Source organism: Rhizobium sp. SG570 (assembly GCF_012275345.1).
Lineage (GTDB): Bacteria > Pseudomonadota > Alphaproteobacteria > Rhizobiales > Rhizobiaceae > Rhizobium > Rhizobium lusitanum.
Window position 1 is genome coordinate 105,448 of sequence record NZ_JAAZQI010000017.1, and the last position, 23,399, is coordinate 128,846.

Annotated in this window: 26 protein-coding genes; 17 read left to right on the forward strand and 9 right to left on the reverse strand. The window is 60.3% G+C overall.

The annotated features are described in order from the left end of the window. Positions 1 to 34: 34 nt before the first annotated feature. Together FHT28_RS27905 and FHT28_RS27910 are read left to right on the forward strand one after the other, a co-directional pair. The gene (locus FHT28_RS27905; RefSeq protein WP_037203234.1) at positions 35 to 772 is read left to right on the forward strand and encodes a helix-turn-helix transcriptional regulator; all 738 of its coding nucleotides are present in this window, start codon (positions 35 to 37) and stop codon (positions 770 to 772) included. A gap of 11 nt (positions 773 to 783) precedes the next feature. Continuing rightward, on the forward strand, positions 784 to 1,530 hold the full coding sequence (locus tag FHT28_RS27910) for a helix-turn-helix transcriptional regulator (protein ID WP_037203235.1): 747 nt from the start codon (positions 784 to 786) through the stop codon (positions 1,528 to 1,530). Positions 1,531 to 1,595: 65 nt separating this feature from the next. Here the strand turns inward: FHT28_RS27910 and FHT28_RS27915 are convergent, their stop codons facing one another. The 6 genes from FHT28_RS27915 to motA all read right to left on the reverse strand — a co-directional run bounded on the left by FHT28_RS27915 (position 1,596) and on the right by motA (position 6,725). Further along, positions 1,596 to 2,036, reverse strand: a complete 441-nt coding sequence (locus tag FHT28_RS27915) for a hypothetical protein (protein ID WP_047555998.1) — start codon at positions 2,034 to 2,036, stop codon at positions 1,596 to 1,598. 5 nt (positions 2,037 to 2,041) lie between these two features. Continuing rightward, complete coding sequence (gene flhB, locus FHT28_RS27920) at positions 2,042 to 3,121, reverse strand: flagellar biosynthesis protein FlhB (RefSeq protein WP_037203238.1); 1,080 nt, start codon at positions 3,119 to 3,121, stop codon at positions 2,042 to 2,044. Positions 3,122 to 3,215: 94 nt separating this feature from the next. Next, complete coding sequence (gene fliG / locus FHT28_RS27925) at positions 3,216 to 4,259, reverse strand: flagellar motor switch protein FliG (protein ID WP_037203338.1); 1,044 nt, start codon at positions 4,257 to 4,259, stop codon at positions 3,216 to 3,218. Between the two features lie 49 nt (positions 4,260 to 4,308). Beyond that, on the reverse strand, positions 4,309 to 4,839 hold the full coding sequence (fliN, locus tag FHT28_RS27930; protein WP_168597981.1) for a flagellar motor switch protein FliN: 531 nt from the start codon (positions 4,837 to 4,839) through the stop codon (positions 4,309 to 4,311). 63 nt (positions 4,840 to 4,902) lie between these two features. Beyond that, on the reverse strand, positions 4,903 to 5,853 hold the full coding sequence (locus FHT28_RS27935) for a FliM/FliN family flagellar motor switch protein (RefSeq protein ID WP_168597982.1): 951 nt from the start codon (positions 5,851 to 5,853) through the stop codon (positions 4,903 to 4,905). Further along, positions 5,853 to 6,725, reverse strand: a complete 873-nt coding sequence (motA, locus tag FHT28_RS27940; RefSeq protein WP_037203242.1) for a flagellar motor stator protein MotA — start codon at positions 6,723 to 6,725, stop codon at positions 5,853 to 5,855. Before motA ends, FHT28_RS27935 begins: the two co-directional genes overlap by 1 nt. 223 nt (positions 6,726 to 6,948) lie before the next feature. Here motA and flgF point away from each other — a divergent pair, with 223 nt between their 5' ends. From flgF to fliP, 13 genes are all read left to right on the forward strand, one after another. Continuing rightward, on the forward strand, positions 6,949 to 7,683 hold the full coding sequence (gene flgF / locus FHT28_RS27945; protein ID WP_168597983.1) for a flagellar basal-body rod protein FlgF: 735 nt from the start codon (positions 6,949 to 6,951) through the stop codon (positions 7,681 to 7,683). Between the two features lie 12 nt (positions 7,684 to 7,695). Then, positions 7,696 to 9,084 (forward strand): flagellar protein export ATPase FliI, encoded by a 1,389-nt coding sequence (gene fliI / locus FHT28_RS27950; protein ID WP_168597984.1) that lies wholly within the window; start codon positions 7,696 to 7,698, stop codon positions 9,082 to 9,084. Between the two features lie 100 nt (positions 9,085 to 9,184). Further along, on the forward strand, positions 9,185 to 9,730 hold the full coding sequence (locus FHT28_RS27955; RefSeq protein WP_037203247.1) for a hypothetical protein: 546 nt from the start codon (positions 9,185 to 9,187) through the stop codon (positions 9,728 to 9,730). Between the two features lie 116 nt (positions 9,731 to 9,846). Beyond that, on the forward strand, positions 9,847 to 10,239 hold the full coding sequence (flgB, locus tag FHT28_RS27960) for a flagellar basal body rod protein FlgB (RefSeq protein ID WP_037203248.1): 393 nt from the start codon (positions 9,847 to 9,849) through the stop codon (positions 10,237 to 10,239). A 16-nt stretch (positions 10,240 to 10,255) separates the two neighbouring features. Further along, positions 10,256 to 10,672: a flagellar basal body rod protein FlgC gene (flgC, locus tag FHT28_RS27965; RefSeq protein ID WP_037203249.1), complete on the forward strand. Its 417-nt coding sequence runs from the start codon at positions 10,256 to 10,258 to the stop codon at positions 10,670 to 10,672. Beyond that, positions 10,672 to 11,022 carry a flagellar hook-basal body complex protein FliE gene (locus FHT28_RS27970; protein ID WP_037203251.1) on the forward strand — a complete coding sequence of 117 codons (351 nt, stop codon included), beginning with the start codon at positions 10,672 to 10,674 and terminating at the stop codon, positions 11,020 to 11,022. The genes flgC and FHT28_RS27970 overlap by 1 nt, the downstream gene beginning before the upstream one ends. Positions 11,023 to 11,118: 96 nt before the next feature. Further along, on the forward strand, positions 11,119 to 11,907 hold the full coding sequence (gene flgG / locus FHT28_RS27975) for a flagellar basal-body rod protein FlgG (RefSeq protein WP_037203253.1): 789 nt from the start codon (positions 11,119 to 11,121) through the stop codon (positions 11,905 to 11,907). Between the two features lie 19 nt (positions 11,908 to 11,926). Then, the gene (gene flgA, locus FHT28_RS27980) at positions 11,927 to 12,427 is read left to right on the forward strand and encodes a flagellar basal body P-ring formation chaperone FlgA (RefSeq protein WP_037203255.1); all 501 of its coding nucleotides are present in this window, start codon (positions 11,927 to 11,929) and stop codon (positions 12,425 to 12,427) included. Then, complete coding sequence (locus tag FHT28_RS27985) at positions 12,424 to 13,542, forward strand: flagellar basal body P-ring protein FlgI (RefSeq protein WP_168597985.1); 1,119 nt, start codon at positions 12,424 to 12,426, stop codon at positions 13,540 to 13,542. The genes flgA and FHT28_RS27985 overlap by 4 nt, the downstream gene beginning before the upstream one ends. Positions 13,543 to 13,565: 23 nt before the next feature. Beyond that, a complete protein-coding gene (locus FHT28_RS27990) occupies positions 13,566 to 14,093 on the forward strand; it encodes a MotE family protein (RefSeq protein ID WP_244655112.1) in 528 nt (175 codons plus the stop codon). Further along, the gene (gene flgH, locus FHT28_RS27995; RefSeq protein WP_037203261.1) at positions 14,090 to 14,803 is read left to right on the forward strand and encodes a flagellar basal body L-ring protein FlgH; all 714 of its coding nucleotides are present in this window, start codon (positions 14,090 to 14,092) and stop codon (positions 14,801 to 14,803) included. The genes FHT28_RS27990 and flgH overlap by 4 nt, the downstream gene beginning before the upstream one ends. A gap of 43 nt (positions 14,804 to 14,846) precedes the next feature. Next, on the forward strand, positions 14,847 to 15,341 hold the full coding sequence (locus FHT28_RS28000; RefSeq protein WP_037203263.1) for a flagellar basal body-associated FliL family protein: 495 nt from the start codon (positions 14,847 to 14,849) through the stop codon (positions 15,339 to 15,341). Then, on the forward strand, positions 15,338 to 16,096 hold the full coding sequence (fliP, locus tag FHT28_RS28005) for a flagellar type III secretion system pore protein FliP (protein WP_168597986.1): 759 nt from the start codon (positions 15,338 to 15,340) through the stop codon (positions 16,094 to 16,096). The genes FHT28_RS28000 and fliP overlap by 4 nt, the downstream gene beginning before the upstream one ends. Before the next feature lie 53 nt (positions 16,097 to 16,149). Here the strand turns inward: fliP and FHT28_RS28010 are convergent, their stop codons facing one another. Then, positions 16,150 to 18,093, reverse strand: coding sequence for a glycosyl transferase (locus FHT28_RS28010; protein WP_168597987.1), 1,944 nt, complete (start codon positions 18,091 to 18,093; stop codon positions 16,150 to 16,152). A gap of 333 nt (positions 18,094 to 18,426) precedes the next feature. Here FHT28_RS28010 and FHT28_RS28015 point away from each other — a divergent pair, with 333 nt between their 5' ends. After that, a complete protein-coding gene (locus tag FHT28_RS28015; protein WP_145675919.1) occupies positions 18,427 to 19,335 on the forward strand; it encodes a flagellin in 909 nt (302 codons plus the stop codon). Between the two features lie 254 nt (positions 19,336 to 19,589). Beyond that, the gene (locus FHT28_RS28020; protein ID WP_113118244.1) at positions 19,590 to 20,498 is read left to right on the forward strand and encodes a flagellin; all 909 of its coding nucleotides are present in this window, start codon (positions 19,590 to 19,592) and stop codon (positions 20,496 to 20,498) included. 107 nt (positions 20,499 to 20,605) lie between these two features. Here FHT28_RS28020 and FHT28_RS28025 read toward each other — a convergent pair whose 3' ends face one another. Next, positions 20,606 to 21,868: a glutathione synthase gene (locus FHT28_RS28025; RefSeq protein WP_037203270.1), complete on the reverse strand. Its 1,263-nt coding sequence runs from the start codon at positions 21,866 to 21,868 to the stop codon at positions 20,606 to 20,608. Further along, complete coding sequence (locus tag FHT28_RS28030; RefSeq protein ID WP_168597993.1) at positions 21,862 to 23,349, reverse strand: pyridoxal-dependent decarboxylase; 1,488 nt, start codon at positions 23,347 to 23,349, stop codon at positions 21,862 to 21,864. The genes FHT28_RS28025 and FHT28_RS28030 overlap by 7 nt, the downstream gene beginning before the upstream one ends. Positions 23,350 to 23,399: the final 50 nt, after the last annotated feature.

Below are 23,399 nucleotides of genomic sequence, written 5' to 3' on the forward strand. Positions count from 1 at the left end.
GGCCGATCGTCCAGCAGCGGCAGGAAATGCAAGAATGGATATGCAGATATCGCAGGCGAGCAAGGGCGACAGGGATGCGCGATCAGCGGCATCCATCGGCGCCATGTCGCGCGAGCAGCTCATTCTGCAGCTGAGCGCCATTGCCGGCCCATCCTATCTGCAGGCCGGCCTGCGCGCGCTGGCGAGCTATGCCGGCGCCTCTCATTATCTTCTGGCGCGGTGCGATCTCATACAGGAGAACGGTCTCGATTTCGTCGTGGCCTGCGATTGGCCTTTCGATCTTGTCAGGCGCCTTGCACCGGAGTTGACGAGCGGCTATGGCCGCACCGGCGAGTTGGAAAAATGCATGGCGCTGTTCCAGCCGAGTGCGGCTGTCTTGCCCGACGATGTCGAGCTGCCGGAAGGCGTCGGTCGCCAATATTACGCTATGACTTTCAACGTCGGCCGAACGCGCTTCTCCTTGCTGCTGTTGACCCGCGACTCCGTGCCGTTCTTGCTCGAACGCCTCCGCGATGTCGGTCTGTTGTCGGGTTACCTTGCCAGCTTCACGCGTTGCGTCGAAGTCAGGTCGGAGCGCGATTTCGATCTGACTGAACGTGAGCTGGAATGTCTGTTCTGGATCGCCGAGGGAAAGACGAGCGACGAGATTGCCATGATCCTTGGAATATCGCGCAATACCATCAACAATTACATCACCAGTGTCATGCGTAAGACCGCGACCAAGACCAGATCGGAGGCAATTGCCTTCGCCGTCCGAAACAATCTCGTTTGAAGGCATAGTGAATGCGATATCAGCCAGACAGGACGACGGGTACGCCGGCAGAAACACGGCTTACCCGCTCGGGCAGGATTTCTGGCCGCTCCGATCTTTTTCCGAAGCTCGTCTCGATGCTGAAGTTGATCGATGCGCAGCATTTTGCGGTTTACCGTCTCCACGGCTCCGGCCTGCCGCACAAGCAGCGCCTGGTATGCGAGCTCGACAATTGGGGCTCAGCGAACTCCGTCGTCGGCAAGGCTTTCGTCGACGCCTATAGCGATGCGCTGATCGAGCATATCGAGAAATCGATGCTTCCTCTCATGTGGAACGGCCGCGATAGCGATAGCACCGCCGAGACGCTGGACTTCGCCTCGTTCACGCAGCGCCTGAAACCGCATCTCGTGCCATTTGCCGGCGTTGCCTTTCCCGTACGGCTGGGTAGCGTGGGGAACGGCTATGTCGTCTTCACTGCGAAATTCATGGATCTGGCGAGCGACATGATCGTGGAGCTGCACGGCCGCTGCTGCCAGCTCATGATGGAGCTCCTGTCGCTTGATGAACGTCGCTCGCAGGCCGCCGAAGCACTCAGCGAGCGTGAGATCGTCTGTCTGCAGCTCGCCGGCGACGGCCGCATCAGCGAGGAAATTGCCGAGAAGCTCGGATTGTCGGTACACACCGTCAACGCCTATCTCGGCTCGGCCACGATAAAGCTTGACAGCGTGAACCGCATCCAGGCGATCGCGAAGGCGATCCGCTTCGGTTATATAAGCTGATAGGCTGAGCCGCCGCGCCGCGGCGGATAGCCCTTATCACATAAATTGCAAGATTTGGAAGCAGCTCAGCTCGCGCGAGCAATCTCGCCATGGATTACGTAGCGGGCATCCATGAGACTACGTGCGAGCAGCGCCGTATTCTCGTCCGGATCGGTCGACGCCCTGTCAAAGGCGATGTGATTGATCTCGATGCCGGCATGATGCTCGGCCAGCGCCAGTTTCGCATAGATGGTGACGCCGTGCGGCTTGATTTCGAGGTCGATCGTGACCTCCGCCGGGCCGCCCCAATCGAGCTTGTAATCGCCGCCAAGTCCGAAATTGACTGTGCCGGGGAGGAAATAGAGCTCGGCCGCCGAGGCAACGAGGTCAGCAATATTACCATATCGTTCGAAACGCAGCAGCGATATCAGGTCGGCGGCGTCGAGGAGGCGCAGCTCGCTCGCGACCGGGCTGATGGCTTCGGCAAGTATTTGTTCACGTTGGGCAGAGTAGGGGCATTTTTTCATTTGGTTTATCGTACCCGTTTTCTATTCGTCTGCGCGGCGTAGATCCTATGGATGAGCTCGGCGACAGCTTTGTAAAATACTGACGGAATGACGCTATCAACCGAGACTTGCGCAAACATGGAGCGTGCGAGGGGCACGTCTTCGAAAACGGGAATATTGTTGGCCTCCGCTATCTCTCTGATTTTCAAGGCGATAAGGTCCTGCCCCTTCGCGACGACGACGGGCGCGTCATTCTCTTCGCGCACATAGCGCAGCGCCACGGCAAAGTGCGTCGGGTTGGCGATGACGAGGGTCGCGCGCGGCACTTGCTTCATCATGCGGCGCCGGGCGCGGTCTCGCGCGATCGAGCGCTGGCGCGATTTGACGATCGGGTCGCCCTGGGATTGCTTGTGCTCGTCCTTGATCTCCTGCTTGGTCATTTTCAGCTGATCGAACCAGTGATATCGGCTCCACAACACGTCGGCGATACCGACGACCGCCGTCGCCATGAGCACGATGACCAGAATCCGCTGAACGATCGTCGACAGGCGCACGAAGATTGTCTGCGGGTCGGAAGACATGGAGTCCATCGCGTGGAAGAACTGGCTTCGCAGCACGAAAAACATGATGATGCCGACCACCACGATCTTGGCGAGAGATTTTCCGAATTCCACCAGGCCGGATGTGCTGAAGATCCGCTTCCATCCGGAGACGGGCGATATTCGGGAAAATTGCGGCTGGATGCGGTCGAGAACCGGCGTCGGCAGATTCTGGAACATCGAGGAGCCGATGCCGAAGGCGAAGAACAACACGACGGCCGGCAGCACCAGATTGCCGACTTCCCAGCCCAGGCGGGTAAACAGCAACATGGCGTCGGGGCCTGTTTCAAGTTGCCATTGATCCGGCTTTTCGAAGAGGTCGCGCAGGACTTCGCCCATGCGGCCCATGCGCTCCGGCAGGAAGAAGGTGACGTAGATGATGGTCGCGAGCATGGAAGCAAAGATGGTTGCGTCCCTGGAGTGGGGAACGTTGCCTTTCTCCACCGTGTCGCGGAGTTTTTTCTCCGTCGGCTTTTCTGTTTTACTGTCCTTGTCTTCGTCAGCCAAAACAGCCGTCCTTCATGAAACGGAAAGAGGCCGCGCATCACACGCGGCCCTGAGCTTGAACATACTAAGACGAATTAGGTGAGTCGTGCCGAGATTACGCTGCTTCTTCCACAGGCGTATTTTCCTTGGACTTGAGCTCGATCTGGCCGGAATTGGCGAGCCGGATGGCCTCCTGCGCGATAGCGCGTCTCGCGATGGCGATTTCGCGTGGGTTGATGCCGGTATTGCCCATCTGCAGATCGGATTCGATCATGCGCCGTTGGCGCGGACTGATCGAGGAAAGCACGATCTCGCGGATTTCGTTGTTCGAACCCCGGAGCGCCATGGTGAGAATGTCTGCGGCGATGTCGTTGAGCAGCAGCACGCGGCTCGGCTGCGGCATGCGGATGAGATCGTCGAACAGGAAGATCTTCGGACGGACCTTCTCGACCGATTCCTTGTTGATCGATTCCAGCGAGTTGAGCAGGGTATCGACCACCGGCTTGTCGAGTTCGTTCATCAGATCCGCGACCTTGGTCGAGCCGGAAGCGTTGCGTTCGGCATCGATCTCCGCCATCAGCCCGAGAACGCGGTTCTCGATAATCTGCGCCGCCTTCGGACTGACTTCCTTCAAGTTGACAGTACGGTTCATGATGTCTGGGCGCTGCGCTTCCGGAAGCTGCAGCAATACCTTCGCGCCGAAGGCCGACGGCATCATCGACAGCACATAGGCGACGGTTTGCGGATGCTCGCGCAGGAGGAACTTCGCGACGAAAACCGGATCGGCCTCGCCGAGACGGTCCCATATCGAGGTTTCGTAAGCCTGGAAGGCGGTACGCCTGCCGAGCAGGCTGTCCACCTCGTCCGGCGTCAGGCCTTCCTCGAGAATGCTCTCGATGGCCTTGGCGTTGTCCATCAGGCCGGCGCCCTCCGTGAAGAGGTCCTCGAATTCCGCGACGAGTAGCGCCAATTCATCCGGTGGAATGAGCCTCAGCGATTGTGCCGAGGCGATGATGAGCTGCAGTTCATTCTGGGTAAAATACTTGAGCAGCCGTCCCGCCACCTGCTTTCCCATGGCAAGAAGGACGGCCGCCGCTTTTTCAGTCTGAGATAACGGTTTCTCGGCAAGCGCGCCGCTGAAATCGTCAAAGTCCATCATGGTCTTCGTCTCCATCCCGCACGGGGAGTGGGCTCATCCTGAGCCGGGTTCAGCTTTTTTTCGTATTGTATATTTCAATGAGCTTGATACCGAACCTGGTGTCGTCATGTTCCAGAACGGTAATTTCGCCCCGGCCGATCTTGCGGCCGTTTACGGTAATTTCGACCGGCTCGCCGATCTTCTTGTCGAGTGCGATAATGGCACCTTCGGTCAGGTTCATCAGGCCGGAGACCTGCATCCGGCAATTACCGAGAACGATCTGGACGTCGATCGGGATATCCATGATCAGGTCGAGATTGGCGGCAAGAGCGCTCCCCGGCGGGACAGGCTCGGAGGATGGGCTACCGAAGTCGCTGTCGCCGAAGGCCGAGCCGGAATTGTCGTCGCCAAAATCGCCGAATGTCGAAAGGCCGGTGCTTGGTTCCGCGCCGAATGCATCGGCATCGAGATCCGGCATACTGCCTTCATTGCCCTTTTTCAGGACGCCGCGCAGGCCATCGATGGCCTCGTCCAACGCGGCGTCGCTGCTTGAAACTTCGAGCGATTCCTCGCTGCTTTGCTGTATCGTCTTCGTAGCCATGAAATCACTATTCCAGTTGAAACTTGCCTCAAGCTGCCGTGGGTGGCGGGCACCGCCAGCCGGTCAATTCATCAGGTGCCGAAGAAGCTCGTCATCGGAATTCACATTGTCCTTGACGCGCACCGTATAGTTTTCGCCAGAGCGTCCGAATTCGCAGATGTAGAGATCCTTGCTGTTGGCGCTAACCTCGACCCGCACGTCGCTCGCATCCATGAATGGAATGACATCGCCGACGGCGAGCCTGGAAATCGTATCGAGCGTCAGGGATTGCAGCCGGATGCGCGCATCCAGCGTCACCTGCGAGCGACGCACCTGCTCGCCGAGCTGTTCCGACCATGTCTCGGAGGCTGCCGTCGTGTTCTTCGGCCGCGGTGCACTGACGACGGTCCGCAACAGTTCGCGCTGGGGCACGATGATGACGACCTGGGAAAGCGACTTGCCGAGCGAAACCGTCATCGTGATCGCCGCGGCGAATTCATCCTTTTCGCCGCTGACCGGTGCCGGACGATCTTCGACATTGTGGGGCGGGTCCAGATAGGGCTCGAAGCCGCCGGTCGCATTGACGGCCGAACGCAACACATTGGCGATCTTGTCGAACACCATGACGGAAAGATCGAGTTCGATCACCGAAAGCGGCCGGGGAACGGCGGCTTCCATGTCCTCCAGACGAGCTCCCAGCATATGTTCCATGAGCGTCATGATAAAGCCGGCGCCGCAGCCGAGCACGAATTTCGGCGCCCAGTTGCGCAGCGAACCGTTTACCAGGGCGTAGCTGCCGCCAAGTCCGGCAACCAGATCGTTCATGAGACCCGGCTGACAGCTGGCATAGGCGATCCCTATGTCGAGACCGGTTTCGCTCTTGATCATATCGGGCAGAAATTCAGCATAGACCTGTCCGAACGCCGTGCCGAGCTTTGTAAGCGCCGCCTCATCGCCAAGGCTGCCCGTGAGCTTGGCGTAGAGGATTCGATCCATCGTCTGCATCTTGTGTGCGGATTGCTGGCTCATGGTCATCAGGCCGCCTTGCTCTCACCGCCGGGGTTCATCATTTCCTGCTCGACGGCGTCGATGGACGGACGCTCATAGGAGGAGATGGTCTTGCGACCATATTCAAGCGCCACCTGCGGTACGGAGCCGTTCATATAGGCCAGCAGCGTCTGCTTCACGATGACGTAGAGACGATGCTGCTTGTTGCGCACGACCTTGATCTGCGAGACCAGCGGCGCGCAGACTGAGTAGGACAGGATGATACCGAGGAAGGTGCCGACCAGCGCCGAGCCAATGAGATGGCCGAGCACTTCGGGTGATTCGTTGATATGGCTCATAGCCTTGATGACGCCGAGAACGGCGGCGACGATACCGATGGCGGGGAAGGAATCGCCCATGATCGTGATCGAATGATAGGGCTTCATCTTATCGTGCTGCATGGTGTCGAGTTCTTCATCCATCAGCGCCTCGATCTCGTGGGAGCGGGCGTTGCCTATGATGATGAGACGAACATAATCGCAGATGAAGGCCGTCAGATCCTTGTTCTTCAGCACGGTCGGCGCCGCCTTGAAGATCACCGATTCATCGGGGTTGTCGATATGGGCTTCGATTTCGTTGCGCGACTTGGTGCGCAGGTCCCGCATCAGGGCGTAGAGCACGCCGAGCGTGTCGAGATAGTCGCGCTCCTTCGGAACTGCGTGCCGGAACGCTTCCAGCAGTGCCTTGCCCGAGTCCTTCACGACCTTCATTGGATTGGCCATGATGAAGCCGCCGAGACCGGCGCCTGCGATAATGACAAATTCGAAGGGCTGGAATAGCGCGCCTACGTCTCCGCCCATGGCCATGAAGCTGCCTATGATGCAGCCGCAGGTCACTACAAATCCGATAATAATGTTCATCGTCGGTCCACACCTGAACGTTGCTTCATACGATGAACTAGGAGACCTGCCTTGCGTGAGGCTGTTCGTCGTGTTGCGCGGCCGCCTTTTGCCTTGTCAGCTTCGCACAAGCCAGTGCAGGCAGAGTAACGTGCAAGGGCATCCATGCCCCGCTAACGAAATGTAGGAGCGCCGTTCGGCGTTTCCTTTCCCGTTATTCTCCAATGTCCGGAGGGCGTTGAAAATGCAGTCTGGTATCTATGTGGCGCTGTCGTCCCAGATGGCGCTTGAGCGGCGTCTGACCACGATCGCCGACAACTTGGCAAACGTGAATACGACGGGCTTCCGGGGCACCGAGGTCAAGTTCGATCAAGTCCTCAGCAATACCCAAAACAAGCTGAACGCCAAAGTCGCCTTCGTGTCGCAAGGCAACGACTATCTCTCGACCGACAATGGCGAATTGCAGAACACCGGCAATCTATTCGACTTCGCCGTCAAGGGCGACGCCTGGTTCGGCCTCAACACACCGGCGGGTCTGGTGTTGACGCGCGACGGCCGTTTCACCATGACCGACAGCGGTGCTCTGGTGTCCGTGCGGGGCTTTCCGGTGGTTGATCCCGGCGGCGGACCAATCCAGCTCGACCCGGCGGGCGGCGCGCCGACCGTTTCGTCGGATGGTACCGTCGCGCAGAACGGCAAGCGCATGGGCCAGATCGGTCTCTATGATGCGGATGTCGGCAAGGGCTTCCTGCGCTACGAGAACAGCGGCATTCTGCCGACGGACACGCCCCAGCCGGTTGTCGACCGCTCGAATGTCGGCGTCGCCCAGGGTTACCTCGAAAACTCCAACGTCAACGGCATGCGGGAAATGACCCAGCTGATCGAGGTCAATCGCGCCTTCGACAGTATCAGCACGCTGACGAGCAGCAGTGAGGGCACGCTCACGGACGCGATCAAGACCCTCGGCGGCAGCCAGTAAAGAGGGCGGATCATGTTCGAGGATCGGTTGCCGGATGGTGCATTGTCGCCGAAGCTTTCGCACATGGCTGTCCTGGCGGGCCAGTATGCGGTGGCGGAAAATGCCGTGGCCCATGGCGGCCACGTGCGGACGATCGCCGCCGGGCATTACACGGTTGCCGGTCTCTCCAGACAGGTGCGTCTCGGCGATTTCGTCGCGCATCGTTCGCAAACGGGCGTCCATCTCGGCGAGGTCGTCCGCGTCGAACCCGAGCTGACCTATGTCTGTCCGATCGAGCCGGGAGAACCGATCGGCATTCAGGATACCATCATCCGCAAGGGCGCCTTCCGCATCGCGCCGAGCGACGGCTGGTGCGGTCGCACGATCAATTCGCTGGGTGAACCGATCGACGGGCTGGGACCGCTGGCGATGGGGCTGGAATCGCGCGCCATCTCCAACACCGCGCCGCCCTCGATGACGCGCAAGCGCGTCGATACCGGCTTCAAGACGGGCGTGCGTGCCATCGATATCTTTTCGCCGCTGTGCCTCGGCCAGCGCCTCGGCATCTTTGCCGGCTCCGGCGTCGGCAAGTCGACGCTGCTGTCGATGCTGGCCAGAGCCGACGCCTTCGACAAGGTCGTGATCGCACTGGTCGGCGAACGCGGCCGCGAAGTGCGCGAATTCATCGAGGACACGCTCGGCACGGATATGCAGAAATCGGTGGCCGTCGTTGCGACCAGCGATGAGAGCCCGATGCTGCGCAAGATGGCGCCGCTGTCGGCGATGGCCATCGCCGAACATTTCCGCGATCAGGGCGATAACGTGCTGTTGATCGTCGACAGCGTCACCCGCTTCGCCCATGCCATTCGCGAGGTTGCGACCGCGTCGGGCGAACCGCCGATCGCGCGCGGATATCCGGCCTCGGTCTTCACCGAACTGCCGCGTCTTCTGGAGCGCGCCGGCCCAGGACCGGAGGGCACCGGCACGATCACCGCCATCATTTCCATCCTCGTCGACGGCGATAACCACAACGATCCGATCGCCGATTCCACCCGCGGTATTCTCGACGGCCATATCGTCCTGCAGCGCAGCCTTGCCGAGGAAGGCCGCTATCCACCGATCGATCCGCTGGCGTCGATCTCGCGTCTGGCGCGCAAGGCCTGGACACCGGATCAGGAAAAATTGGTTTCGCGTCTGAAGGCGCTTGTGCATCGCTATGAAGAAACCCGGGACCTGCGCCTCATCGGCGGGTATCGCCAAGGGGCTGACGCGGATCTCGATATCGCCGTCCGCCAGGTTCCGATCATCTACGAGATACTGAAGCAGACCCCTGGCGAGCGGCCGTCGGCCGACGCGTTTACCGACCTTGCGACCGCTTTGAAGAATGCCTCGGCCGGAGTGGTTCCAGCCAAGGGAAGATAGCGGTGGCAAGATGCATCACCTCATCCATCCCTTTGAATTCAAAGATCCTGTTCTCAGCTAGCCGACATTTCCTAACTTCGTGCCGAAAGAGGGACCAAACGTGAGAGAATCCGATGCAGACGAACCGGTCGCTCCGCTGAAGCCGGCGAAGAAGCGAACTGTCACGGACAGGGCCTTGGTCTGCGCGGGCCTGGCGCTTGCCGGCGCGTCAGCCTTTTTCCCCTGGTACGTCTTCCTGAACCCGGACAAGTTCGGCATCCACGTGGCCGAAGGCGACCGCTCGCGCGATTTGCCGAACTGGCCGGGCCGCGAGATCGTCAGCGTGTCGCCGCTTGCCATGGTCAACAAGAACCCAAACGGCCCGAAGGACCTCATTCCCGATCCCTTGACGACCGCGACTGTCAGCAATGCCGGGCGCGAGGACGATAAGGGACAGCCCGCCGAGGACCAGCCGCTCCCCGGCAAGTCCCCGTTCCATCTGCTGCACGTCGCAAACGGCCGCGCTTTGATCGAGGACGACACGGGCATGTACGTCGTACGCGTCGGATCGATTCTGCCCGACAACAGCCGTCTGGCCACCATCGAGCAGCGCGATGGAAAGTGGGTGATCGTCACCTCGACGGGCGATGTTTACGGCCACAATTGAAAAGCCCGGAATCGCCTGCGTTTCAGGCGTTTCGAAGAGTTTGCAGGAACGCATTTCCCGCAAGTCCCACGCAAGATTATCCCGCTAGGGTGATAGTGTAAGAACGGAGAGAAGCCATGCAACCCATTCAGCTCTTTGACCTGGCCTCGCGGCAAGCCGAGTGGCTCCAGGCGCGTCAGGAAGTTGTTGCCGGCAATATCGCCAATGCCAATACCCCGAAATATCGCGCCAAGGACGTTACGCCGTTCCAGGCCGTTCTGGACAACCAGAACGTCGGCATGGTGAAAACCAATCCTGCACATCTTTCGGGCAATGAATTCAGCGCGAGCGGCGACGTCAACGTCGAAGAAGCGTCGCTCAGCCAGGAAATAGGCGTCCAGGAGTCGGGTAATACCGTCGGCCTGGAAGACGAACTCTCCAAAGCCGGCGATATCAAGCGGCAATACAGCTTGAACACCGCGCTCGTGAGCTCCTTTCATCGCATGATGTTGATGACCGTAAAACAATAGATGAAGTGAAGATGTCATGGACCCCTTATCAGCCGCATTGAAGATTGCAGGCTCCGGCCTGGAGGCCCAATCGACCCGTTTGCGTGTCGTTTCCGAAAATATCGCCAACGCCCGCTCGACGGGCGATACACCCGGCGCCGATCCCTACCGGCGCAAGACCGTGACTTTCGGCGCCGAACTGGACCGGGCCAACGGGTTGACGACGGTCGGCGTCAAGAAGCTGGGCGAAGACACTGGCAAGTTCGTCGAGGAATACGATCCGGACAATCCGGCAGCGGACCAGAAGGGCTACGTCAAGATGCCTAATGTCAACGTCCTCGTCGAGATGGCCGATATGCGGGAAGCCAACCGCTCCTATGAGGCCAACCTGCAGACGGTCAGGCAGGCCCGCGATCTCATCTCTTCCACTATTGACCTGTTGAAGAACCAATAATGATCGATTCAATCAAGAATGTCGCCTCTCTCTCAGCCACCCGCGGCCTTGGCAGCATTGCCACTGACCTGACCTCCGCCGCATCCGGAGTGCTTGGCTCATCGCCGGCCGTCGCGATGGGAACCACGGCCGGAATGAGCTTCGCTTCGGTCATGTCGAATGTCGCGAAGGACTCCGTCAACACGCTGAAGGAAGCTGAAAATGCTTCCTTTGCCGGCATGAAGGGCCAGATGAGCACACGCGAAGTCGTCGACAAGGTCATGCAGGCGGACCAGACGTTGCAGACCGCGATCGCACTGCGTGACAAGCTCGTGTCAGCCTTTCTCGATGTTACGAAAATGCAGATCTAGAGCGGTGTTACCGCTCTAATTAACTGATTTGGCGGGAATTATTCGCAGGCCGCGCCGCGGTTTCGAAGGCCCCGCCCCACCTCGAAGGACGAAAGCATGAGAGCGCTCGCAATTGCCGCGACGGGCATGGACGCCCAGCAGACCAACCTGGAAGTGATCGCGAACAACATCGCGAACATCAATACGACGGGTTACAAGCGTTCGCGCGCCGAATTCTCCGACCTTCTCTATCAGACCGAGCGCGCCAAGGGCATCGCCAACCGGCCGAACCAGGCCGTGGTTCCCGAAGGCGCCAACATCGGTCTCGGCGTGCAGACCGTGGCTGTGCGCAACATCCAGATCCAGGGCGAACTGTCGCAGACGCAGAACGATCTCGACGTCGCGCTCGTCGGCCGCGGCTGGTTCCAGATTCAGATGCCGGATGGCACGACAGCCTATACCCGCGCCGGATCGTTCAACAAGAGCGACACCGGCCAGATCGTCACGCCCGACGGCAACGTGCTCGAGCCCGGCATCACGATCCCGAACAATGCCAGCAACATTACCATCAGCTCGGCCGGCCAGATCGCAGCCACCATCGGCACGGCGACGACGCCGACCGTTCTCGGCCAGCTGCAGATCGCCAACTTCGTCAACGAAGCCGGCCTGCAGCCGATGGGCAGCAACCTTTTCACACAGACGCCCGCCTCCGGCAATCCGGTCGTCTCCGATCCGAACGAGAACGGTTTCGCATACCTGAAGCAGGGTTATCTGGAATCGTCGAACGTCGATCCGGTCAAGGAAATCACCGATCTGATCACGGCACAGCGCGCCTATGAGATGAATTCCAAGGTCATCACGACGGCTGACGACATGGCGCAGATCGTCAGCAAGAACCTGAAGTAGCGGGAAGGACGGGCCGAACATGAGGTTTCGCCGGATGAAAAGCTTAGCAATGGCCTGGCTCGCCGCAGCGAGCCTCTCCGTCGTGTTCGTGTCGATCGCGCCCGTAGGCGCGGCACGCGCCGACGCGGCCGGCATGGGTACCGCGGTGGTGCCGACCGAAACGATCTATCCGGGCGACATCATCAGCAGCGGTCAGCTCGAGGAGGTCGAAGTCACCAACCCCAATCTGACGGGCGATTATGCCAAGCGGCTCCGGGAGGTGACGGGTCTGGTGTCGAAGCGGACGCTTCTGCCTGGCCGGACCATCTCCGTCTCCGCTTTGCGCCAGCCCTACGCGGTAACGCGCGGCTCTAATATCCGCCTGGTGATGACCATGGGCAGCATGACGATTACCGCGGCCGGGACCCCGCTGGATGACGGCGCCGTCGGCGACAGCGTGCGTGCCCGCAATATGGATTCCGGCATCATCGTCAACGGCACGGTTCTCGAAGACGGCACGATCCGCGTGGTCGCAAAATGAAGAGACTTCGTCAATTTCTCGCGGTTCTGCTTGCATTGCCAAGCCTGATCGTTGCCGATCCGGCCATGGCGATGCAAGCGCGCATCAAGGATATCGCCTCGCTGCAGTCAGGCCGTGACAACCAGCTCATCGGCTACGGCTTGATCGTCGGTCTCCAGGGGACCGGCGACGGCTTGCGTTCCTCGCCTTTCACCGAGCAGTCCATGCGCGCGATGCTGCAGAATCTCGGTATCTCGACCCAGGGCGGCCAATCTGCCGCCAGGAACACCGCCGCCGTCATGGTCACGGCGAACCTGCCGCCGTTTGCAAGCCCCGGGAGCCGCATCGACGTGACAGTCAGCTCGCTCGGCGATGCGACGTCGCTTCGCGGCGGTACGCTCATCATGACCTCGCTGAGCGGTGCCGACGGGCAGATCTATGCCGTCGCGCAGGGCTCGGTCATCGTCTCGGGCTTCCAGGCCCAGGGCGCTGCCGCAACGGTCACCGAAGGGGTCACGACGGCCGGCCGCGTACCCGGCGGCGCCATCATCGAACGCGAGCTGCCGTCGCGTTTCAAGGATTCGGTCAATCTGGTCCTGCAGCTGCGCAATCCGGACTTTTCCACCTCCATCCGCATTGCCGACACCGTCAATACCTGGGCGACCTCGCGCTTCGGCGCGCCGATCGCCGAGGCCAAGGATTCGCAGGAAGTCGCGATCGCCAAGCCCAAGATGGCGGATCTGACGCGGTTGATGGCCGACCTCGAAAACCTCAGTGTCCAGACCGACACACCGGCCAAGGTCGTCATCAACGAGCGGACCGGAACGATCGTCATCGGCGCCGACGTTCGCGTCTCGCCGGTCGCCGTCAGCTATGGAACGCTGACGGTACAGGTCAGCGAGAACCCGCAGGTCATCCAGCCGGAGCCCTTCTCGAACGGCCAGACGGCCGTCCAGGATCAGACCGACATCACCGCCACCAAGAGCGGCGGCCGTGTCGCGGTGCTGGAAGGGCCCGACCTGAAAACGCTGGTCTCCGGCCTCAACAACATCGGCGTCAAGCCGGACGGTATCATCGCCATCCTGCAAGGCATCAAATCGGCCGGCGCCCTGCAAGCGGAGCTCGTATTGCAATGATATCGATCGCCATCGCCCGGAAAATGCTGAACTCCTGTGGCCTCGCGGCAACCTTGGCAACAGTTACCATGGTGCTGTCGCTCGGCTTCGCAACGGCGCAGGAAGCGCCAAAGCCGGTCGTCGTCGACCCGGCTTCCAGCCAGGATGAGATCCGGCAATTCTGCACCAACATCGCCAATCCGGCCCGGGATCAGCGCTACCTGCTGCAGAAGCAGGAATTGGAAAAGCTGCAGGCGGATGTCGATCAGCGCATCGCCACCATGGACAAGCGCAAGGCGGAATACGAGGACTGGCTCAAACGCCGCGACGACTTCCTGAAGACCGCGGATCTCGGCCTGGTCGACATCTACAAGAACATGAAACCGGATGCGGCGGCGGCGAGCCTCAACGATGTCAGGATCACGGTGGCGGCAGCGATCATCATGAAACTTTCGGCGCGCCAGTCGAGCCTCATTCTCGCGGAAATGGATGCAAAGAAGGCGGCTGTCATCACCAACATCATCGCCAGCGCATCCGACCCGAATACATCGAAGTCGAAGGACCCCACATGAACATGCGTCTTACGGCCACGTGCGCGGTCGTCGTCTTCCTCGCCGGTTGCAACTCTCAAGCTCTGAAGGAGATCGGCAGGGCGCCGGCCATGAGCCCGATCGGCAGCGGCCTGCAATACGCACAGACGCCACAGATGTCGCAATATCCGAAGCGGCCCCACCAGGTCGCGCAGGGCTATTCGCTCTGGAACGATTCGCAGGCGGCCCTCTTCAAGGACGCGCGCGCGCTCAATGTCGGCGACATCCTGACCGTCACGATCCAGATCAACGATAAGGCGAACTGGGACAACGAGACGAACCGCAATCGCACGAACAAGAGCGATATGAACTGGGATATTTCCGCCAAGATCTTCGGCTGGAAGCCCGCCACCAACGCCGATGCAACCTCCGGCTCTGATACCAGTACCGACAGCAAGGGCAAGATGCAGCGTTCCGAGCAGATCAACCTGCTGGTCGCTGCGGTCGTGACCGGCATTCTCGAAAACGGCAACCTGATGATCAGCGGTTCGCAGGAAGTCCGCATGAACCAGGAAATTCGCATTCTTAACGTCGCCGGTATCGTGCGGCCACAGGACGTTACCGCGGAGAATACGATTTCCTACGACAAGATCGCCGAGGCGCGCATCTCCTATGGCGGACGCGGTCGCCTGACAGAAATACAGCAGCCGCCCAGGGGACAGCAGGCCGTTGACCTGTTGTCGCCGCTTTGACGGCCGGTGGCATCGGATAGTTTGAAAACGGACGGACAAGGACATGGCAGTAGCCACAGACGAACCGGCTAAAGGCAAGGGATCGCCGCTGATCATGACGATCGTTGGGCTGCTGGTGCTGACCGTGCTCGGCGGCGGCGGCGGCTGGCTGCTCGGCACAGTGGTCGCCCCGAAGATCAAGACCGCAACGGCGGCCGTGCAGGCAACGGCGCAAGCCGCCGGTAACGGCAAGCAGGCTGCGGCGGCCGCGCAGGCGAACGGCGTCATCGCGCTTGACCCGATCACCGCCAATCTCGCCTATCCCTCGCAAAACTGGATAAGGCTTGAACTTGCGCTGGTATTCAAGGGTCAACCCGACGCGCAGCTCGCCCAGAGCATCCATCAGGACATCATGGCCTATATCCGCACGGTCTCCCTGCAGCAGATCGAAGGCGCACGGGGACTGCAATATCTTCGGGATGACATTCAAGAGCGTGTTGACCTGCGCTCGGAAGGACGCGTATCGAAAGTTATGTTCAGAACTTTCGTGATCGAATGATTCGATTAATACTTGTCATATCTGTATTAGCTATTGCTGTATTGTCGCCTGAACTGGCGATGGCGCAGCAATTGCCGCAACAGCTCCCCACCGATCTTCTGAACGTCCCCGTGAATGGCTCGGTCGCGGCCTGGATCATCCGCACGTTCGGCCTGTTGACCATCCTGTCGATCGCGCCCGGCATCCTGATCATGGTGACGAGCTTTCCGCGCTTCATCATTGCTTTCTCGATCCTGCGTTCCGGCATGGGCCTGGCGACCACGCCGTCGAACATGATCCTGCTCAGCCTGGCCCTGTTCATGACCTTCTACGTCATGTCGCCGACCTTCGATCAGGCATGGAAGGATGGCGTGCAGCCGCTGCTTGCCAACCAGATTTCGGAGACCGATGCCGTGCAGCGCATCGCCGAGCCGTTCCGCACATTCATGTCCAACAATACGCGCGACAAGGACATCAAGCTTTTCGTCGATCTGGCGCAGGAGCGCGGTCAGACGCCGGTGCTCGACAACAAGATCGACTACCGTGTTCTGATCCCGGCCTTCATGATCTCGGAGATTCGTCGCGGTTTCGAGATCGGTTTTCTGGTCGTCCTGCCGTTTCTCGTCATCGACCTGATCGTATCGACCATCGTCATGGCCATGGGCATGATGATGTTGCCGCCGACGTCGATCTCGCTGCCGTTCAAAATTCTCTTCTTCGTGCTGATCGACGGCTGGAACCTGCTGGTCGGCAGCCTCGTCCGTTCCTTCCACTGACAGGTCAGCCGCCGGCGCTCGTCGGAAACCTGGTTCCCGACGATCTGCAAGCCTTACTCGGCGGCGATAGCCGCCGCGTTCTGATCATAAGTCAGAAAAGGCTCCATGCGCGGCGGCAGCGCCGGCACATCCATGTGGTCGGGTGCAAGGCCCTGCTTGGCGCGTGCCACCATCATCTCGAAGGCCGTCTCCAGATGGTGGGTGAAGCGTTCGGCGTCGAAGAGCGGCTTAATGGAGCGATTGACGGCCAGTGTTTCCTTGAACTGCGCAATGCGTTCCGGCTGGCCGGCGAGCTGCACGGCCATGTCTTCATAGGCCTGGATATCGTCGGCCACCAGCTCCGACAAGCCTATCGCGTTCAACAGGCTTTCGCTGACGCGGGAGGCGAAGTTGGTGCCCTTCACGGTGAGGACCGGCAGGCCGCCCCAGAGCTGTTCCGATGTGGTGGTATGGCCATTGACCGGGAAGGTATCGAGGCCGAGATCGGCAAGCTGCTGACGATCGATGTGGTCCTCGTAGCGAATACGGGTGGTGAAGACGACCCGTTTGCGGTTGATGCCGCGCGCTTCCAGGCGTGACCAGAGATTGGCTTCGGCGCGCGGGCCGTTGCACAGCAGCCAGAGCACGCTGTTCTTGCTGCGCTTGAGGATGTTGCACCACACGTCGACCATCTGCGACGTGACCTTGCGGTTGCCGTTGAAGGAGGCGAAGACGAAGGCCTCCTCGGGCAGCCCGTGCTGCGCGCGCGTCGTCGGCCGTGGCTTCGGGCGGTACAGCGGATCGTTCGGCTGATAGCATTCGGGCAGGCGGCAGAACTTCTCGTGAAAATGCGGCTTCGAATGGTCCGGCAGCACGTAGGGGTCGCCGACGATGTAGTCGAGATCGATATTGACGGCCGTGCCGGGGAAGCCGAGCCAGGCGGCCTGGATCGGGGCGGCCATGTGATTGAGGATGCGGGCGCGGCTTTCCTTGGTATGTCCCTTGAGGTCGACCAGAATGTCGATACCGCGGGCGCGGATCATTTCCGCCGCAGCCTGGTCGGAAAGGCTGCGGACGTCGACCATCGCCCCCCATTTCGCGTGATCGAATTCCTGCTCCCGCTGGGAAGACAGATCCGAATGGTCGAAGAGCGTGATCTCGAACCGATCCCTGTCGTGCAATTCCAGGGTACGCTGCATGAGTTTCATGGTCGCATGTCCCGGCCAGAAGTCGGACGACAGATAGCCGATGCGTATCTTGTTGCCCCATGTATGCGGGGCGTTGCGCCGTGCCTCGGCATGGCCGGCTGGCAGCGGCACGGTATCGTGGATCGCAAGCTTGTTGATCGCCTCGTCGCCGCACCAGTGCAGATGGAAGAAGGGATTGTCCGGAATCACGTAATCGAGATTGCCTTGCGCGATCGACGCGGTGATGGGGGCCATGTGCCTGTCGACGACTGCAAGGTCGGACACCTCGCGGGCGAAGATCAAATAGAGCGTGCGAAAGATGATGTTGTCGGGGTGCTTCTTGAACAGCGTCGCGACGATGTGTCGGTTGCCTTCGTCATAGAGATCGTCCGTCAGCAGTTTCGCTGCCATGAGCCGATGTCTAAGTTCGGGTCCCTCGACGAGTACGGTCTTGAAGCCGACGAGGAGTTCTTTCTGCTGGCGGCTGAGGAAAATGCGGGTGAGGATGAAGGCAAGGTCAGGATCCTTGAATGCCATCGGCAGGATCATGCTTCCGATCGCCAGCGCCTGATCGTCGTTGCCGCAATCGCCGTGCAACAGCAGCGCTTCGCGAAGATACTCCTCGCGATGGGGCTTTTGCCTGCCTGCCAGTTCGTAGGCGCTTGCCGCATCCGATTTGAACCCGAGCTTCAGCAATGTTTTCGCCAGCAGCGCGTAGGTCTTGGGTGACCTGTCGACGTTAAGCAATTCGTTCAGCGTTTCCAGCGCGCGCGTATATTGCCCCTTCTGATAGAAACCGGACGCTGTCACAAAGGCGTTTTTCGTATTCACGAGCGAGAACTCCGAGCGGAATGTTGAACTGGGCTCCGGTCGAAGACCGAGCACCGGCATCATGGATTCGCCGCATCATCGCGCGCGTAGCTTGCCTGAAACCGAAGCATCTATCGAAAGGCCTTCATGCTTTCTTAGCCACGTTCCGGAGAGATATTTCCCGGCAGCCGGCGTTTAAGGAATTCGCAAGCAATGGATGCGAGTGTCCTTGCGACATGACGGGTTTGGTCCGCTAGGAAATGGATCGAGGTGCATGAAGCCGCTCCGTCATCGCCGGTGTTTTCAGTCCGGTATGTCCTCCTTTTTGTATCCAGTTTCCAGGGGACAACCTCAATGACCAGCATTATTACTAACAATTCCGCAATGGCCGCCCTCCAGACGCTGAAGGGCATCAGCAGCAGCCTGCAGAGCACACAGAGCGCCGTTTCGTCCGGCCTGCGCATCTCCAAGGCTTCCGACAACGCTGCTTACTGGTCGATCGCCACCAGCATGAAGTCCGACGACAGCGCCCTCGGCGCCGTTTCCGACGCTCTCGGCCTCGGCGCCGCCAAGGTTGACACCGCATCGACGGCCGTCACCAGCGCCATCGACGTCGTCGGCCAGATCAAGGACAAGCTCGTCAGCGCCATGGAAGGCTCGGTCGACAAGTCGTCCATCCAGGAAGAAATCGGCCAGCTGCAGCAGCAGCTGCAGAGCGTTGCCCAGTCGGCTTCGTTCAACGGCGAAAACTGGGTCATGGCCAAAAGCGGCGACTCCGCTTCGGTTGTTGCCTCCTTCATCCGTGGCACCAACGGCACCGTTTCGGTCAGCACGACGTCCTACGCGTTCAACTCCGGCGCAACCGGCAACGTTCTGTTCGGTGCAACCGCATCCGGTTCGATCGACACGACGTCGGGCATTCTCGGCACCAAGACCGGTTCCTACTCGGTCTTCAGCCTTGACATCACCGGCATGACCTCCGGCCAGATCTCCACCTCCCTCAACATGGTTCAGACCGCTCTGAACTCGTTGACCAGCATGGGTTCGAAGCTTGGCTCGATCTCCAGCCGCATCGACCTGCAGACGAGCTTCGCTTCCTCGCTCTCCAGCTCCATCGAATCGGGCGTTGGCAAGCTGGTTGACGCCAACATGGAACAGGAATCGAGCAAGCTGTCCGCTCTGCAGACGCAGCAGCAGCTGGCCATCCAGTCCCTGTCGATCGCCAACTCTTCGACGCAGTCGATCCTGTCGCTCTTCCGTTAATCGGAAGCGTCAGCTACCCGCTGATCGAAATTCCTAAACAGGAAGTTAACCGCGCCTATCTAAGGCGCGGTTTTTTTTATATTTTCAGGCCTAACACGGTTCAGCTTTTCTTAACTATATTGCTGTTTCTTAGGACCATCGAAACGGCGAGTTAACCTTAACGGATTTGGTTAACAGGCATGATGCTGAATGCCGTTACCGGTTTTTGGTCCGGAATGTCCCTTATTTAACCACTGCCAAAGGGGCAAAATATCATGACGAGCATTCTTACCAACAACGCCGCAATGGCTGCTCTCCAGACGCTGCGCAGCATCGGCTCCGATCTGCAGAACACACAGAGCGCCGTTTCGTCCGGCCTGCGCATCTCCAAGGCTTCCGACAACGCTGCTTACTGGTCGATCGCCACCAGCATGAAGTCCGACGACAGCGCCATTGGCGCCGTTTCCGACGCCCTCGGCCTCGGCGCCGCCAAGGTTGACACCGCAACCACCGCCGTCACCAGCGCCATCGACGTCGTCGGCCAGATCAAGGACAAGCTCGTCACCGCCATGGAAGGCTCGGTCGACAAGTCGTCCATCCAGGAAGAAATCGGCCAGCTGCAGCAGCAGCTGCAGAGCGTTGCCCAGTCGGCTTCGTTCAACGGCGAAAACTGGGTCGTAGCCAAGGGCGGCGACTCCGCTTCGGTTGTTGCCTCCTTCATCCGTGGCACCAACGGCACCGTTTCGGTCAGCACGACGTCCTACGCGTTCAACTCCGGCGCAACCGGCAACGTTCTGTTCGGCGCAACCGCGACCGGTTCTATCGACACGACGTCGGGCATTCTCGGCACCGTGACCGGCACTTACTCGGTCTTCAGCCTTGACATCACCGGCATGACCGGCGGCCAGATCTCCACCTCCCTCAACATGGTTCAGACCGCTCTGAACGCCCTGACCAGCATGGGTTCGAAGCTTGGCTCGATCTCGGCTCGCATCGACCTGCAGACGAGCTTCGCCTCTTCGCTCTCCGACTCGATCGAATCGGGCGTTGGCAAGCTGGTTGACGCCAACATGGAACAGGAATCGAGCAAGCTGTCCGCTCTGCAGACGCAGCAGCAGCTGGCCGTCCAGTCCCTGTCGATCGCCAACTCTTCGACGCAGTCGATCCTGTCGCTCTTCCGTTAATCGGAAGCGTCGGCGCCGCGCGCCGGTCGAAATTCCTGAACAAGAAGTCAACCGCGCCTGCCAAAGGCGCGGTTTTCCTTTTTTGTCGCTTGCTGCTTCAGTGGCCTCTACGAAGCGGCCGCGAGCGTGGCGCCAGCCTTGCCGCAAACCGCATCGACGAAGCCGTCGAACAGCTTGCGCATGGCGACCTGCTTGTAGGGATAGATGGCCGGATCATCCATATTGTGGACCACCATCGCGACATCGAGCTCGAACACCAGCAGGCGCCCGTCGGGGAGTTCGGCGCAGTCGATGCCGAAATAATCGAGCCCGATGTGGCGGTGGAGAGCTGCAAAACTGGTCTTGTGACGAACCGCGAAGTCCGTATCGAAGTTCTCCATCCAGGCCTGCTCGACGGCGCGCTTTGCCGCGCTTTGCCCCATGCCTGCGCTCAGATAGTGCACGATCCAATGATCGGAAAGCGCCATATGGCTCGCAAAAGCCCTGCCGTTGATGAACACGACGCGCTGCTTGTTGTAGTAGCCGTCCGGGCCGCGGAAATCGATGAAGGGCGCGACGTAAAGCTCGGCAGCCGGCTGTATCTCCAGCCAGGCTGATAGTCCCGCGAGATCGGCGATGCGCTCCATTCCGTGGCCGGCATGGGTGCTGATCGGCCGGATGACGAGCGGGAACGCGAGACCCGGAACGCAATCTTCCAGGCGTTTGACACCCGCGCCCACGGCGACGAGATCCTGGCGTGATACGCGATAGGTGGTCGGCGAGAGGATTGATGGCTCGTTGGCCAGCATTTCGCTCACGCCGTCACGTGTCAGCCTGCTGATCAATTCGGGATTGCGGTTCATGACAGGGCCGTCGAAACCCGCAAGCAGCTTTTCCATATGGGCGAGGAGAGGCGCGTTTTCGGTCGATTCCCCGATTGCCATGAAGGCTACGTCGTATTCCGGCAGATCTGCGAGCGCGGTGGTTTCGAGGTCGACGTAGCGCAGCCACAACACACAATTGCTGCCCGCCAGCAGGAAGTCCACTGGCGTGTTCGCCATGAAATCGCCTTCCGTGACGAAGGCCAGAAGGCGGGGGCCGGTTCCATTGCCATGGACCACACAGAAATCGCGGCGCAGCTGCACGGCATTGTGCAGGATCTGGCGGGCCTCCTCGGTGCGGCTCAGTGTTTGCAGGATCGTCGCCATGTCGAGGAGTGTTGCGGCATCGGTAGGATCCGCCGTCGCGCGCTGCATCAGCTCGTTCCAGAGCGGCGTTACGTCGCGGCCGGCATAGATGAGCGATACGATCCTCTGCATGCCCAGTATGCGGGCGCCAGCCCATGTGTCTGAAGAAACCGGGGCGGCAATGGGGGCTTTGGTCATCAGCATTCGCGTAGATCCTGTCGGGAACCGAGTGTCAAAATGCCCTGAACGAGCGCGTCTATGTCCGCCTGTCGCGTGCGATGGTTCACGATCGCGGCGCGGATTGCCGGCTGTCCGTTCAGATGGGTCAGAGACGGAGCAACCCGGCCTTCGGCATGGAGGTGTTCGACGATATCGGCGTTGATGGCCGGTGGCGCCTTGCCGTCGGGGCCGACATAGGCAAAGCAGACGATATTGAGCGCGACAGGCGCCAGCAGCTTCAGGGCCGGCTCTCGCTCGACCTTTTGCGCAAGGCCGCGCGCCAGCATGCAATTCGCGCTCATCGCATTGCCCAGCGCCTTGACGCCATAGGTCTTCAGGGTGAACCAGGTCTTCAGCGCGCGGAAGCCGCGGGAAAGATCCGGACCGTAATCGCAGGGCCACCAGTCGCCGCCGGCAAGGCCCGTGGCTGCGCGGCTGAGATAGGCGGCTTCCGACGCAAAGGTTTGACGCTGCCACTCGCTGTCTCGAACGAGCAGGAAGCCGGCATCGTAGGGTACCTGGCCCCATTTGTGGAAATCGAAGGCCAGCGAATCGCAGGTCTCGATGCCCGTGAACAGATCGGCGAGATCCTCGCTCAGGATACCCAGCGCGCCCAATGCACCGTCGACGTGAAAATGAAGATCGTAGCGGTCGGCGATGCCGCGCAGGGCGGCCAGATCGTCAACGGCGCCGGTATTCACCGTTCCCGCGCTTCCGATCACGAGGAACGGCGTGTGCCCATCCTGCCTGTCGCGCAGAATCGCCTGCTCCAAGGCCTCGATATCGATCTGCCCGGCGGCGTTGACCGGGATGCGCCTCAGCTGATCGCTGCCGATCCCGGACATCTCGAAGGCGCGCGGCACGCAGCCATGCACCTCACGCGACGCATAGGCGACCAGCCGAGCTTCGTCGGATAGCCCCGTCGCACGAACATCGATGCCGAGTTTGCGGCATCTTGCAAGTTGCACGGCTACGAAATTGGCTTGAGATGCGCCGGTCAGGAATATGCCGCCGGCCGTATCCGGAAACGAGAATATCTGGCGTGTCCAGCGGATGATCTGGCGTTCGACCTCGATCGGCATATGATCTCGCCCGCCGAGATTGGCGTTCAGCCCTCCAGCGAGCATTTCGGCAAGCATGCCGGTAACCGTGCCGCCGCCCTGGACCCAGCCCATGAATCCTGGATGGATATTGCCACTGCCATAGGGGAGGATGTTGTCGCGGAAAATCGCATGGACATCTTCGAGGTCGCTTGCTTCGATGGGCAACGGTGCATCGAACAGCGCGCGTCCGGAAGACGGGGCGGGTTGCCAGACCGGCTTTGCAGCAAGTGTTTGCAGATGATCGAACATGTCGTCCAGCATCTGATGACCTTGCTTGCGCAAGGCCTGCCAGTCGTCGGGATCGAGGCTCGTCCGCTGATGGCGATCATCCGCCACCCGCCCGGCCTCCTGCAAGCTAAACATCGTCACCTCGTATTCGGCCGTTGTGCCGACATTGCCGTCCGGCCGCGTCT

Excerpts from the sequence above, each read along its gene's own strand:
- flgH (WP_037203261.1), top strand. The coding sequence starts at position 14,090 with ATGAACATGCGTCTTACGGCCACGTGCGCGGTCGTCGTCTTCCTCGCC.
- motA (WP_037203242.1), bottom strand. The coding sequence starts at position 6,725 with ATGAACATTATTATCGGATTTGTAGTGACCTGCGGCTGCATCATAGGC.
- flgG (WP_037203253.1), top strand. The coding sequence starts at position 11,119 with ATGAGAGCGCTCGCAATTGCCGCGACGGGCATGGACGCCCAGCAGACC.
- flgC (WP_037203249.1), top strand. The coding sequence starts at position 10,256 with ATGGACCCCTTATCAGCCGCATTGAAGATTGCAGGCTCCGGCCTGGAG.
- fliG (WP_037203338.1), bottom strand. The coding sequence starts at position 4,259 with ATGATGGACTTTGACGATTTCAGCGGCGCGCTTGCCGAGAAACCGTTA.
- FHT28_RS27990 (WP_244655112.1), top strand. The coding sequence starts at position 13,566 with ATGCTGAACTCCTGTGGCCTCGCGGCAACCTTGGCAACAGTTACCATG.
- fliN (WP_168597981.1), bottom strand. The coding sequence starts at position 4,839 with ATGGCTACGAAGACGATACAGCAAAGCAGCGAGGAATCGCTCGAAGTT.
- fliP (WP_168597986.1), top strand. The coding sequence starts at position 15,338 with ATGATTCGATTAATACTTGTCATATCTGTATTAGCTATTGCTGTATTG.
- FHT28_RS27985 (WP_168597985.1), top strand. The coding sequence starts at position 12,424 with ATGAAGAGACTTCGTCAATTTCTCGCGGTTCTGCTTGCATTGCCAAGC.
- FHT28_RS27905 (WP_037203234.1), top strand. The coding sequence starts at position 35 with ATGGATATGCAGATATCGCAGGCGAGCAAGGGCGACAGGGATGCGCGA.
- flgA (WP_037203255.1), top strand. The coding sequence starts at position 11,927 with ATGAGGTTTCGCCGGATGAAAAGCTTAGCAATGGCCTGGCTCGCCGCA.
- FHT28_RS27970 (WP_037203251.1), top strand. The coding sequence starts at position 10,672 with ATGATCGATTCAATCAAGAATGTCGCCTCTCTCTCAGCCACCCGCGGC.
- FHT28_RS27935 (WP_168597982.1), bottom strand. The coding sequence starts at position 5,853 with ATGACCATGAGCCAGCAATCCGCACACAAGATGCAGACGATGGATCGA.
- fliI (WP_168597984.1), top strand. The coding sequence starts at position 7,696 with ATGTTCGAGGATCGGTTGCCGGATGGTGCATTGTCGCCGAAGCTTTCG.
- flgF (WP_168597983.1), top strand. The coding sequence starts at position 6,949 with ATGCAGTCTGGTATCTATGTGGCGCTGTCGTCCCAGATGGCGCTTGAG.
- FHT28_RS27910 (WP_037203235.1), top strand. The coding sequence starts at position 784 with ATGCGATATCAGCCAGACAGGACGACGGGTACGCCGGCAGAAACACGG.
- FHT28_RS28000 (WP_037203263.1), top strand. The coding sequence starts at position 14,847 with ATGGCAGTAGCCACAGACGAACCGGCTAAAGGCAAGGGATCGCCGCTG.
- FHT28_RS27915 (WP_047555998.1), bottom strand. The coding sequence starts at position 2,036 with ATGAAAAAATGCCCCTACTCTGCCCAACGTGAACAAATACTTGCCGAA.
- FHT28_RS28025 (WP_037203270.1), bottom strand. The coding sequence starts at position 21,868 with ATGCTGATGACCAAAGCCCCCATTGCCGCCCCGGTTTCTTCAGACACA.
- flgB (WP_037203248.1), top strand. The coding sequence starts at position 9,847 with ATGCAACCCATTCAGCTCTTTGACCTGGCCTCGCGGCAAGCCGAGTGG.
- FHT28_RS28015 (WP_145675919.1), top strand. The coding sequence starts at position 18,427 with ATGACCAGCATTATTACTAACAATTCCGCAATGGCCGCCCTCCAGACG.
- FHT28_RS28020 (WP_113118244.1), top strand. The coding sequence starts at position 19,590 with ATGACGAGCATTCTTACCAACAACGCCGCAATGGCTGCTCTCCAGACG.
- FHT28_RS28030 (WP_168597993.1), bottom strand. The coding sequence starts at position 23,349 with ATGTTTAGCTTGCAGGAGGCCGGGCGGGTGGCGGATGATCGCCATCAG.